Annotated in this window: 1 protein-coding gene; it reads right to left on the reverse strand. The window is 39.1% G+C overall.

What is annotated here, in order from left to right; translation table 11 throughout:
* Positions 1–335 (reverse strand): phage portal protein (locus A9G07_RS01385; protein ID WP_141677441.1); only part of this gene is annotated, 335 nt, incomplete at both ends.

The raw sequence follows: 335 nt of genomic DNA on the forward strand, positions 1-335 counted from the left end.
AAATTTGTTGAGACACACTAACCAATCGCTGAATTTCATTAAAATTTAATTTTCGAGTGTAATCACAACTCAATTGACTATTAGCCCACAATAAAAACTCTCGTTCAATTGTATCTGAAAGTTCCTGCGCTTCTTCGTCAGTTATGCCGAGAACTTCAATGTCGGGAGTTGATCTTAAAATCAAACCCGTTCCGATTACGTTAGTATTAATTGTACTACTAGCGCCTCGTGCTGCAGGCGTGTTGTTATACAGATCTCGGCATCGCTCACGTAAAATAGGTAAATCATTTAACGTTGCGCTATTAGCATCATTGTTATTCGTTGCCCAGTCCTGC

It is taken from the genome of Gilliamella sp. wkB72, from assembly GCF_001693745.1.
GTDB classification, from domain to species: Bacteria; Pseudomonadota; Gammaproteobacteria; order Enterobacterales; family Orbaceae; genus Gilliamella; species Gilliamella apicola_E.